Annotated in this window: 13 protein-coding genes, 1 tRNA gene and 1 pseudogene; 5 read left to right on the forward strand and 10 right to left on the reverse strand. The window is 66.6% G+C overall.

Going from position 1 to position 11,230, the window contains the following annotated elements:
- The first annotated feature begins 62 nt into the window (after window positions 1–62).
- Window positions 63–686 (forward strand): hypothetical protein, encoded by a 624-nt coding sequence (locus VM221_04095; protein ID HUT74003.1) that lies wholly within the window; start codon window positions 63–65, stop codon window positions 684–686.
- 187 nt (window positions 687–873) lie between these two features.
- Here the strand turns inward: VM221_04095 and VM221_04100 are convergent, their stop codons facing one another.
- Together VM221_04100 and VM221_04105 are read right to left on the reverse strand one after the other, a co-directional pair.
- Window positions 874–2,409 carry a YifB family Mg chelatase-like AAA ATPase gene (locus VM221_04100; GenBank protein HUT74004.1) on the reverse strand — a complete coding sequence of 512 codons (1,536 nt, stop codon included), beginning with the start codon at window positions 2,407–2,409 and terminating at the stop codon, window positions 874–876.
- Window positions 2,369–2,710, reverse strand: coding sequence for a hypothetical protein (locus VM221_04105; GenBank protein HUT74005.1), 342 nt, complete (start codon window positions 2,708–2,710; stop codon window positions 2,369–2,371). Before VM221_04105 ends, VM221_04100 begins: the two co-directional genes overlap by 41 nt.
- A gap of 93 nt (window positions 2,711–2,803) precedes the next feature.
- Here VM221_04105 and VM221_04110 point away from each other — a divergent pair, with 93 nt between their 5' ends.
- Complete coding sequence (locus VM221_04110) at window positions 2,804–4,828, forward strand: PKD domain-containing protein (protein HUT74006.1); 2,025 nt, start codon at window positions 2,804–2,806, stop codon at window positions 4,826–4,828.
- 175 nt (window positions 4,829–5,003) lie between these two features.
- On the opposite strand, the pseudogene VM221_04115 reads toward VM221_04110, so the two are convergent.
- The 7 genes and pseudogenes from VM221_04115 to VM221_04145 all read right to left on the reverse strand — a co-directional run bounded on the left by VM221_04115 (window position 5,004) and on the right by VM221_04145 (window position 8,951).
- Window positions 5,004–5,132 (reverse strand): annotated as a pseudogene (locus VM221_04115) (flagellar motor switch protein FliG).
- A gap of 49 nt (window positions 5,133–5,181) precedes the next feature.
- The gene (locus VM221_04120; GenBank protein ID HUT74007.1) at window positions 5,182–5,547 is read right to left on the reverse strand and encodes a hypothetical protein; all 366 of its coding nucleotides are present in this window, start codon (window positions 5,545–5,547) and stop codon (window positions 5,182–5,184) included.
- Between the two features lie 72 nt (window positions 5,548–5,619).
- Entirely contained in the window at window positions 5,620–5,883 is a 264-nt protein-coding gene (locus tag VM221_04125) for a MerR family transcriptional regulator (protein ID HUT74008.1), read from the reverse strand.
- Between the two features lie 416 nt (window positions 5,884–6,299).
- Window positions 6,300–7,079 (reverse strand): polysaccharide deacetylase family protein, encoded by a 780-nt coding sequence (locus VM221_04130; GenBank protein HUT74009.1) that lies wholly within the window; start codon window positions 7,077–7,079, stop codon window positions 6,300–6,302.
- 259 nt (window positions 7,080–7,338) lie between these two features.
- On the reverse strand, window positions 7,339–7,605 hold the full coding sequence (locus tag VM221_04135) for a hypothetical protein (protein HUT74010.1): 267 nt from the start codon (window positions 7,603–7,605) through the stop codon (window positions 7,339–7,341).
- A 103-nt stretch (window positions 7,606–7,708) separates the two neighbouring features.
- Window positions 7,709–8,029 carry a hypothetical protein gene (locus VM221_04140; GenBank protein HUT74011.1) on the reverse strand — a complete coding sequence of 107 codons (321 nt, stop codon included), beginning with the start codon at window positions 8,027–8,029 and terminating at the stop codon, window positions 7,709–7,711.
- Between the two features lie 79 nt (window positions 8,030–8,108).
- Window positions 8,109–8,951, reverse strand: coding sequence for a hypothetical protein (locus VM221_04145; protein ID HUT74012.1), 843 nt, complete (start codon window positions 8,949–8,951; stop codon window positions 8,109–8,111).
- 161 nt (window positions 8,952–9,112) lie between these two features.
- Here VM221_04145 and VM221_04150 point away from each other — a divergent pair.
- The 3 genes from VM221_04150 to VM221_04160 all read left to right on the forward strand — a co-directional run bounded on the left by VM221_04150 (window position 9,113) and on the right by VM221_04160 (window position 10,583).
- Window positions 9,113–9,189 (forward strand) — tRNA-Met (locus VM221_04150).
- Window positions 9,190–9,262: 73 nt separating this feature from the next.
- Window positions 9,263–9,454 (forward strand): hypothetical protein, encoded by a 192-nt coding sequence (locus VM221_04155; protein HUT74013.1) that lies wholly within the window; start codon window positions 9,263–9,265, stop codon window positions 9,452–9,454.
- Window positions 9,455–10,457: 1,003 nt separating this feature from the next.
- On the forward strand, window positions 10,458–10,583 hold the full coding sequence (locus VM221_04160; GenBank protein ID HUT74014.1) for a hypothetical protein: 126 nt from the start codon (window positions 10,458–10,460) through the stop codon (window positions 10,581–10,583).
- Between the two features lie 457 nt (window positions 10,584–11,040).
- Here VM221_04160 and VM221_04165 read toward each other — a convergent pair.
- Window positions 11,041–11,230 (reverse strand): hypothetical protein (locus tag VM221_04165; GenBank protein ID HUT74015.1); only part of this gene is annotated, 190 nt, incomplete at its 5' end.

Below are 11,230 nucleotides of genomic sequence, written 5' to 3' on the forward strand. Positions count from 1 at the left end.
GCAAGGGAGGGCGTGTGCGCGCGTCGAAGAAGACGGTCGGAACCGGTACGGGGAGGTGCCGCATGCGTCCCATGACCAGTGCCCTCGCTGTGGCGACACGCCCCCGGATGGCGGCCTGCGCCGTCGTCCTGGCCGCGGCGGTCGCGCTGTCGTCATGCGGGGGCGGTGCCCCCGGACCGGTGCCTGCGGTTACCGCCTGGCGGCCCTACGAGTCCGCTGGCGGCGGCTTCCGCACGGAGGTGCCGTCCGCATGGGTGATTGCGGAGCGAGGCGGGCCGGGCGGCTACGAGACCGAGGTTCGCGCGAACACGCGCAACTGGATCGTGCTCCGGAAGCAGTTCCTGTCCGGGAGCCTGGAGACCGCCGTGCTGCGAGACGCGACGCGCGACAAGGCGCTCATCGGCGCCGTACAAGAACACTACGATCAGATCGCCCAGCCATGTGTGAGTTTCCATGGTGATGCGCCCGAGGTCTCCAGCGCCGCGAGCAGCTTCGCCGGGTTTGGCAAGTTCACCTGCGAGAGGAAGGCCGGGCGCGGCGGCCCGGTCGAACTCCAGGGCGCCACCGTCATCATTATCGGGCTCAACGATCTCTACATCATTGACGCGTACGCGGATGCGCAATCGGCGAAGGTCGTGCTTGCCGCCTTTGACCGCGTCGTCGGCAGTTTCAAGTACGAGGACTGAGGTGGCTAGGGCCGACGAATCGGCCCGCCATGGCGGCCCTTCGGGCCTAGCCACTGCAGGTGGATGCGTGCGCGATCATGCAGCTCCTCCGGTCGCGGCGCAACCCGCCGGTCGAGTGGCGGTGAGGTATTGGCGCTGCTCGGTTGGTGGGTGGGCGGGCGCGCCAATCCCGGGCCGGATTCCGGCCCTATCCCCACAGCTTGCGGTCCAGGCTGCGGTACTGGATGGCCTCGGCGATGTGGGCGACCTCGATCTCGGCGGCGCGCTCGAGGTCGGCGATGGTGCGCGCGACCTTGAGGATGCGGTGGTGCGCCCGCGCTGACAGGTGCATGCGGTCGAAGGCTAATCGCAGCAGCGCCTGCGCCTCGGCGCCGAGGGGGCAAAGCTGCTGCACCTGCCGGGCGGACATCTGGCCGTTGCAGAAGACGCGGGTGCCGGCGAAGCGCTGTCGCTGCATCTGTCGGGCTTTCGCCACCCGCGCACGGACGCTCGCCGACGGCTCGCCGTCGCCCGGATCCATGATCTCCCGCGCCGGCAGCCGCGGCACCTCGATGTGAATGTCAATGCGGTCGAGCAGCGGCCCCGAGATGCGCTTGTGATAGCGGCGGATCTGCCCGAAGCTGCACGAGCACTCGCGCTCGGGATCGCCGAAGTACCCGCACGGGCACGGGTTCATGGCCGCCACCAGCACCAGCTTCGCCGGATACCGCAGCGACGCCAACGCCCGGCTGATGACGACGTGGCCGTCCTCCACCGGCTGGCGCAGCGCCTCCAGCGCGTCGCGGTGGAACTCCGGCAGCTCGTCGAGGAAGAGTACGCCGAGATGCCCCAGCGTCACCTCGCCCGGCCGCGGGATGCTGCCGCCGCCCACCAGGCCGGCGGTCGAGATGGTGTGGTGCGGCGCGCGAAACGGGCGCGTGGTCACCAGCGACGATGCGGCGGGCAGCAGCCCGGCGATGGAGTAGATTTGGCTGACCTCCAACGCCTCGTCCGGGGTGAACGCGGGCAGGATGGTGGGCAGCCGGCGCGCGAGCATGGTCTTGCCGGCCCCGGGCGGTCCGATCATGATCAGGTTGTGTCCGCCGGCGGCGACGATCTCCAGCGCGCGCTTGACATGCGCCTGTCCCTTGACCTCCGAGAAGTCCACGTCATAAGTGGCGTCGGTGAGCACGGTCTCCAGGCGCTGCGGGATGAGGGGCTCGGCGCCGTCGCGATGCTCCAACACCTGCGCGGCCTGGTAGAGGCTCTCGACCGCATAGACCGCGACGCCCTCCACCACCGTAGCCTCGGCGCCGTTGGCGGCGGGCACTATCACCGCCTTCTTTCCGGCGCGCCTGGCGGCAAGCACCGTAGGCAGCACCCCGGCTACCGGGCGTACCCCGCCGTCGAGCGAGAGCTCGCCCACGACCATGAAATCGTCCACGCTCTGGGGCTTGATCTGCTCGGTCGCGGCCAGCACCCCGAGGGCGATGGGGAGATCAAATGCAGGACCCTCCTTCTTCAAGTCGGCGGGTGCCAGGTTGACGACGACATTGCCGCTGCGGCCGAACTTGAAGTTGGAGTTCCTGATCGCGGACTCGACGCGGTGAGCGGATTCCCTGACTGCGGCATCGGGCAGGCCGACGACAACGAAGGAGGCCAGCCCGATGGTGAAGTCAACCTGCACCCGCACCGGGCGGGCCTCAATACCGACGATGGCTGCGCTGTCGAGTTGGGCGAGCATGAGTGACGCGGCCCCAGGCAGCGAGTTTCCAGGCGGGGGGCGGGTTATCCTCTCGCTTGCGAGGCGCATCAGCATCGAGGGCGACACGCGCGCCTTCGCCCTGAGGACCGACTTCACTTCGCAGGAGATCGGCGAGCGCCTCCAACACCGTGCGCTCGGTGGTGCGGTCGGCGTTGTTGAGCATCTCCGCCAGCGCCTTGGCGCCGCCGGTGACGCGGGTGGCCGCCATGTCCACCGCCGCCTGCAAGTTCCGGCTGTCGTCGGCGCTCAGTTGCAGCCCGCGCCTCGACCCAATAAACATGGAATATACATAATCTGCTAAGGCGCCTGTACCATGCGGTCGGACTGAATCATATCCGTATCCGTTTTGGCAGAGCTCCGGCCGCGCACGACGATGAACGGCGTATCGAAGATTGATCGGGGGGACGGAATGAGATCTCAAAACGCGATCAACATGAGGAGACGAATCTCACATATCCTCGTTTGCTTCACCACCCTCATGGTCCTCCTCGCTATCCTCTCCAGCGCCACCGTCGCTGTAGCGGTGCCTCTGAAGATCGAGGCCGGTCCGGACAAGACCATCGCCCCCGGCGGTTCGTGCATCCTGGAAGGGTCGGCGACGGGTGGGACGCCTCCGTACACTTACTCCTGGACACCGACGACGGGGCTGAACAACCCCAACATAGCGCAGCCGACGGCCTCGCCGACGGTCACAACGACCTACACGTTGTCCGTGCGGGATTCAGTGGGGGTGGATACCAGAACAGATACCGTGACGGTGACGGTGACTGTGCGAGCGGACGCCGGCCCGGACAAGACCATTGCCTCGGGCGGCTCATGCGTCCTGGAAGGGTCGGCGGCGGGTGGGACGCCTCCGTACACTTACTCTTGGACGCCGACGACGGGGCTGAGCAATCCTAACATCGCCCAGCCGACGGCTTCGCCCGCCGCCACCACGACTTATACTCTGACGGTGACCGACAGTCTGTCCCAGGTCAGCACCGATACCGTTCTGGTGACGGTGGCTTCGGCGGTGGTGGCGAACGCCGGCCCGGACAAGACCATCGCCTCCGGCGGCTCGGCGACCCTGGAGGGATCGGCCTCGGGCGGGGTAGGGCCTTACACCTATTCCTGGACGCCGACGACGGGGCTGAGCGATCCCAACATCGCCCAGCCGACGGCCTCGCCGACGGTGACTACGACCTATACCCTGACGGTGACCGACGACCTGGGGCAGACCGCGGACGGCAGCATGACGGTGACGGTGGCCTCGGCGGTGGTGGCGAACGCCGGCCCGGACAAGACCATCGCCTCCGGCCGCTGGACGGCTCTGGAAGGATGGGCCTCGGGCGGCTTGGCGCCTTACACCTATTCCTGGACGCCGACGACGGGGCTGAGCAATCCCAACATCGCCCAGCCGACGGCTTCACCGACGGTGACCACGGCCTATACCCTGACGGTGCGCGATAGCCTGTTGCAGGTGAGCACTGACACAACCGTGGTGACGGTCGACCGGCCGCCGACTGCGGCCTTCAGCTATGCGCCCTCCAGCCCAACCACAGCGGACACAGTCGCCTTCGCCGACGGCTCGAGCGATGCGGATGGCACGATTGTCGCCTGGGCATGGGATTTCGGCGACGGCGCGACCTCCAGCGAGCGGAACCCAGCACACCGCTACGCTGAGGCCGGTGACTACGAGGTGCGCCTCAGCGTCACCGATGACGACGGAGCCAGAGGCTCGCATTCTGCCTTGCTGCATGTCGGTGTGGAACTCCACGGGGGGGTTCCGGGGGGCGAGCCACTAGCGCTGGCATACACGGGTAGCAGGATGGTGGCTGCGGGCTGCACCCTCGGGCTCTCCGCATCAGCCGCTAGCGAGTTTGGCGAGGACGTGACCTCGCAACTGCGGGAAATGCTGTCATTCTGCGTCTTGGACGCGCAGAACCGTGTCGGTCCGCAGCCTGAAGTCGTTTGGAGTGGCGGATCGATCTCGCCCCGAGTCGAGGCGACGCTTTCGCCGGGGATATATCGAATCTTCGTCTGGTTTCCCGGAAATGACCGCTTCGGACCGGCCGGCATCGGACCTGAACTGGCCGTGGTCGTTCCGCCGGGGGCAGAGGCGGCATGGGGAAGCATGGACGCCGGCAACAAGCAGTTCGCTCTGCTTGTGTCATCAGACGCGGACGGGATGCCTTCGCTTCAGCAATTCGTCTACTACGACGCCGAAACCAGAAACGAAGTGACGAGCACCTCGCTGGATTCGGTCACTTGCAGTGGTGGCGCCTGGCAGGCAAGTGGCCACTGCGCGGCGGACGGGGTGTACGAACACCAGTTCCACGTCGACTTGACGCAAGTGCAGGGGCAATGGACGTTCGCGCTCGAGGTATCTAACGGGCTGTTGGTTCAGGGGACACGGTAGATCGGCACGGCTAGGTTTCTAGGTAGGCCAAGGCACTGGCGCCTGGGGACGAACGTGGCTCGGTCGCTTGGGGCGCTCGTAGCGCGCCAAGGTCATGCCGCCAACGCAGATACTGTGGCGAGTCCACTCGAAGACTGATTAGACTCGCCGCCCTCCTCGGAATCGATCACGCGGCTCACCACTTCGTCGTCACGTAGGGGATCTGCGCGATGACTTGCGACAGGCGCTGCACTTCCTCCGAGCCCAGGTAGGCCAGCACCTCCGCCGATTTGTCGCGCCCCAGGGCGATGAGGAGGATCGCCGCCTTCTCCCACCCCCGTCAGTGCGTCGCTGCGTTGTGCGGTCGGCATCGCCTATTCCTGCTCCTCGCGGATGAGTCCGCGCACGATTTTGGCCAAGCCTGCCGGATCGGCACTCGATAGGTCCGGTAGTGGCGGCTGTGATGTCGGCTGCGCCAGAGACCGGGATGCGTGCTCAGCGATGGGTCGGGTTTCCGGGATCTCGGCTGCGATTATTGGCTCCTCGTCTCCGGCAGGCTTGACCTTGAATGCTGGCAGATGGCGCGCCAACTGATCATCGAACGACACGTCGCGGCGAGTGAACCCCGGCGTGTCAACGTTGCCGATGTTGTGGGCGATGACGCGTTGAGGCGCGGCTGTGGAGTCCAGCACCTTCTCCATGGCCGACAGCGTCACGTCGGATATGAGGTCGCGCGGCATCGTACTCCCTCGTTTCCGCCCCGTGCGTCCGGGCGGAACGGGCACGCCCGCTCCGCCCGGACGCACCAGCGCTCAGACGCGCTGTAACTCCCCTTGCTCCTTCGCCTGCAGCATGCGGCTCACCACCAGCAGGTTGAGGCCCTGGTCAAGCATCCCCTTGACGAGCTTGATGCGCCCCACGTCGTCCTTCGAGTAGAGGCGGCGCCCCATCGGGTCGCGCGCCGGCTGGATGAGCCCATACCTCGTTTCCCAGAACCTCAGCTTCGGAGCTGCAACCCCGGTCATTCTGACCACCGTCCCCATGGGGTAGATGGCCATGTCCGGCGGCGTGTGCATCACAGGCACTCCTCTCTTCGGTTTTTCAGCGCTAGCTCGGGCTGCCCGGCGCCCCCGAAAGCAGGCGGCAGCCTGCCCGAGCACCAGCAAATCAAGCACCGTTGAGCCTTATTCCACAGAATTGCGCCCAATTTAGATGAATGTGAGGATTGTTTCGGCGCCGCGCAGGCATCAAGCAGCAGACTGACCCCAGAACGGCAAAGCGCGGGCGGCCCGGTGTGGTCGCACAGGAGGTCGGATCGGCGGACGGTGGCAGCCCCGAGGCTCACCGCCGCGAGCATCGCGGCGGCGAAATGGCCGCAGGCGGCGCAATCCCCCGCCTGCTGACGGGCGCGGATCCGGATGCTACCCGCCCCGGCAGGGAATCCAGGCGACCAAGGCGGGCGCGATAGTGCTCGCCCCAGGCTACGGCCGCCTCATCGCGCTCCCGCCCTCAGTTCGAGCAACTGCGGCACGGTCACGAACCGATAGCCCTGGTGTTGAAGCCCGTCCACGAGGATTGGCAGCGCCCTCATCGTCTTCTCGCGATTGGCAGGATGACAAGGCTCACCGTCGTGGGCGAGAACGATCATGCCGGGACGCACCTTGTCCAGCACGCGCTGGGCCATCTCCTCCGGCGTGTGCGCGGAATGGTGCTCCAGCGCCACCGACCACAGGATCATGCGGTATCCGAGCGCTTCCGCTGTCAGGAACGTGTCCCTGTCCCACAGCCCCTTGGGAGGCCTAAACAGATGGGTGCATTCGCCGCAGATCCTCTCGATTTCGTCCTCGCAGCGCTCGATCTCCAGCAGGTCCTGAACCGCGGTCTCGCCCGCCATCACGGGGTGATCCCAGGTATGGTTCCCAATGGCGTGCCCCTCGGCGACCTCCTCCGCCGCCAGTGCGGGATGAAGCTGGATCTCCCTGCCCACGAGGAAGAAGGTGAGCTTCAATCCCCGCTTCCGGGCGAGCCGAAGAACAGAGGAGGTATAACGGGGATCAGGGCCGTCATCGAAGGTCAGGGCAACCACCTTCTCGTCGCTCTTCACGCGCCAGATGATCTCGCTGGGCTCGTTCTCCGCGTGCTGCGATGTATTCGCCGCCGCGCCCTCGCGTTCGCCCATGGCGCCGGGCGACCGCGCGGCCACCATGGCGCACAGGGCAAGCGTCGGCAGGCAGATGAGCACAGTTCGCCCTGTGTTCGTCCGGATCATCATCGGAACTCCGGTCAACGCAACAGGCGGCAGCGGCTCACAGCTCCCTCAGCAGAGGCCGGATTCCTGTGCGCTGGAGCAGAGAATACGGGGCCGGTGAGAAATGAACGGCCTCGCCGCCCACCTGGAGCCGGCCGTGCGAGCGCTGAACGAACCGTCGCGGCGGCCGGCGCACCAGGCGCGCCGACTCCGGACTGTTCACCGCGCGGCCAGGTTCCCTGGAGCTGGCGACCTGCGCCACCGCGCCCGTGCGCGGTCCCGGCTACGCCTCCAGCACAAAGACCTGGTCGCCCTCGTGGACGCGCTCATCCACCTTGGTGCCGATGACCTGGCCCGCCGCCGCCTGCTGCACCTGCTCGTGCTCGACCTGCATCGAGCCCACGGTCTGGGTGAAATCAGCAGTGGCGCCGCGGATGTGGATGGTGTCGCCGACCTTGAGGCTGTCGGTGAGCTCGACAATCCCCACGCTGATCTTGCCGAAGTAATGCGTGATTCTTCCGACGGCACGCTCGTGCGGCTTCTCAGTCATGGTCGCGCCTCCTCCCTGCGGTAGTGACCAACGACGGATCCGCGCTCGGTCCAGTTTCGGCATCTGCGCCACGGCTCCTGCCGTCCGCCGCCGTCCTTTCCGCCTATCCCGGCGAGCCCCTCAGAGCGCCGCTCCGCCGCGCACTCTTGCGTTTGAATCGCAGGTCAATTACGTGCTTGCACCCTCCTTCAACCACCCCCGAACCGATGGGCCAGCCGGCAGCTCGAGACAGGGGATAGCGCAGTCGCGCCTGAGGGGCCCCCAGGTAGTTAGCCGTTTTGCGCAGCACTTCGTCAGGATCGGCCACCGTGTGCGCCAGCTCGCGCAGCTCTTCCTCCAGTCCTTCGGAATGCCCGCATCGCAGTTCCCCATTCCAGTGCCCCACCAGCGCCGCCGTCTCCGCCGTGCCTTCCCCATGCACCACCCGCCCCGCCGCCCACAAATGCTCACATGCGTGATACCAGTGGCTAAGCCCTTCGGGCCGCCATGGCGGTCTTTCAGACCTAGCCATCCAGAATCTGGGTCGGGCGCGATAACATCGTGGTCGCGGTCTCCCAAATCCACGGCGCGCCATCGGCGACGACCGCCGTCGCCTGGGCCGTGGGTGCGCCGCGGACCAATGCTTCCCGGTACAGTGGTTCTTCGAACTCCTGCGCTGGCAGCCAATCGGCAATGTAGGTCACCGCTCGTGGTTTGCCCTGTCGCCAGCCCATGAAAGTGGCCACCTTGATCTCGCGCCACCCGTCTTCCAGGTGCGTCGTGGTACCGTCAATCTCCGCCACCATACGCCCCTTGACCCGCTGCGCATACGGCTCCGGCGTCAGTTCCGCCGCTCCCCAGCGCCCCACGATGCGCTGCGCCGCCCGCAGCGACACCTCGATTGCGCATAAGCGGCGCAAGCTGGTGAGCGCCTGGCGGTAAGGCAGCGCCGCTGCCTGCTGCGCCACCGCTTCCTCGAGGTGGCGACTGAAGCCATGCTTCCACCCCAGCCACTCGTCCGCGGGAAAACTGCGGGCCCCACATCCCTGACACCGCAGGTACTGCCGCACCACCCGCACCGGCCCCAAGCGGGTGAGTACGGTGCGCGAGCGCTGGCTGTGGGCGTGGCGACGATTGCCGCACTCACATTGGCGCTCGGCTTGCGCCTGCGCCGTCTCTGCCCGTACCTGTAACCCCGCCTGCAATACCCGCTGGCCTAGTTTGCGGCTCCATGCCAGCGCCATTTGTTCCGCCGCTTCCCCACTGGCGGCGGTCATCACCTGCGCCCATAACGCTTGAACTTCCCCTGCCACCGACCGTGCCAACTGCGCCACCCGCGGCAGCCCGGCTGCGTTTAGTGCTATCACAAGGCCGCTATCCTTCCCGCCGAGCTTCGGCCCGGCTGCGATTTGGTCATCCACGGAAGGATAGCACTTTTTTCTCCCCATCCCCACTCTTTGGAGTCACACCCCCGCAAGGCATAGGGGTTTACAAGTGGCTGGGGGTTGTGTTATACTTCGACTAGGATTGCGGGGTGGAGCAGTCAGGAAGCTCGTCGGGCTCATAACCCGAAGGTCGCTGGTTCGAATCCAGCCCCCGCTACCATCCCGATTGCATCGCCCGTCTCGCGAGAGGCGGGCGATGCCTTTCTGGCCGCCAGCGGCGGGCCGGCGAACAGGTGCATCCAGACGTCGCCGGTGTCGGGGTCAAGCTCGATGCGCTTGACGAACAGCCGGGCGAAAGCGCGCTTCTCCTCGTTCGTGCCTTCCGCGAAGACCTCGGCAAAGGCCTGGCGGCATTCCTCGACGTGGGTCATGTCGAACTCCGGCACCTCTGGCTCGGCTCCGACCGTCGCCTGGCGGGCGAGTAGCCCCTCGCGCTCGGCCCGGAGACGCCGCAGCTCCTCGTTCGCCCACGCAACGTCATCCAGGCCCTTCCTGATGGCCTCCCGGATGTTGGTGGTCTCCTGCTCGATGCTGGCCAACTGGCGTGCGATCTCGACTGACTCCGCCGCCTCCTGCTGGCGCACGCCGCGCAGGCCCTGGTTCATGGCCTCCATCAGCCGCTTGGTATCGGCCCAGGACTCGAAGAGCAGCCCGACCTCCTCGACCACCGCGTCCTCAATCGCCTCCTTGCGCACCTGCAGCGCCGGCCCGCAGCCCAGGCCGCGGCGGTAACGGTACGCGCCGCAAACGTAGTAGAGCCGCCCCTGGTTGCGGTATCCCACCAGGTTGGCTCCACAGCGCTTGCACACCAGCAGCCCTCCCGTCAGCAGGTACCGGCTGCCGTCGGTGCGCACCGTGGCCATGCGTCCTTTGGAACGGTCCGACCCGATGCGCCTCATGTCCTCGTTGACCTGCATGATGGCCTCGGCCTCTTCGAGGGTGATGACGGCGGGGTGCGCGTTCTCGACGATTTCCCATTCGGAGGGGGGCCGGTGGCTCCCGCGCTTGCCGTGGACGTTCCAGACCGCGTAGCCCGCATATTGCAGCAGCGCCGATGGCTCCAGCAGGCCGTGCCAGGTGCTGACCGCCCAGTAGCGCTTGCGCGGCGACGGCACCTCGTGCCGGTTGAGGAAGTCGCAAATGTGATCGAGCGATGCCCGCTGCTGCAGCCGAAGCTCGACCAGCGCGTGGCGTGCCCACTCCCACACCGGGCGTCCCGAGACGATGGTGTCGTCTTTCTCCCAGAGCGTCTTCATGATGGGCGCGCCCCGGCGGTCGCTGCCGCGCTGCACCTTGTACGCCTTGAAGCCCCACAGCGGCGCGCCGCCGTTCTTGTAGCAGAACCCAATCTCCGAGTCACGCCGCCCGGCGTTCTCGCGCATGCCCTTGCGGGTGTGGAAGGCCACGTCGAGCGAGTAGGAGGCGTTCTTGAACTCGGTCATCTTTTCCAGCGCCAGCCCGGCTACCGTGCGCGGATCGAAATCCGGCTCGGTCACCGAGACCACGCGCACGCCGTGGGTGAGCAGTCTTCCCTTGACCATAGGCCCGGCATAGGGATCGCGGAAGAACCGGGAATGGTCGTGCACGAGGATGGCGGTGACCTTGGGGTCGCGCCGGGCATGCTCGACCATGCGCCAGAAGACGGAGCGGCGGCTCTCGTCCGAGAAGGCGCTCTCGGCCTCCTGGTATGTCTCGACGATGGAGAGGCCCTTTTGCCGGGCGTAATCGCGCATGGCCCGGATCTGGGCAGGAATGGACAGGCCGGCGCGCTCCTGGTCATCGGTGGAAACCCTGGCGTATGCCAGGCATCGCACCTCAACCGGCGCCTCGTCCGCGTGCTCCTGCACAACGCCCGAAATGATGTCGCTCAGCTTCATGCCCTCATCCTCCTTGCGCCTCCCCGGAAAGCGCCACGCGCCCAGGCCACCGCCTTGATGGCTTGGGTAGGGGAGGAATCGCGCTCGCCGCTCGGCGCGCCCACCAGAAGCCTCAACCAGGTTCTGTGTAGCACTCATTTGCCCACCTCCTTCGGCACCTGGACCTTGGCCATCGCCTTCTCCAGCAACTCCAGCATGATGTCGTGCTGGCTGCGCCGTTCCTTGTAGGCCACCCAGCGCAGCTTCTCGTGCAGCTCCTCCGAGACCCGTAAGCTCAGTCTCACCATCACAAGCACCTCCCGTGCGTTCCTGATGTGCACATTA

The organism is Armatimonadota bacterium (assembly GCA_035527535.1).
Lineage (GTDB): Bacteria > Armatimonadota > Hebobacteria.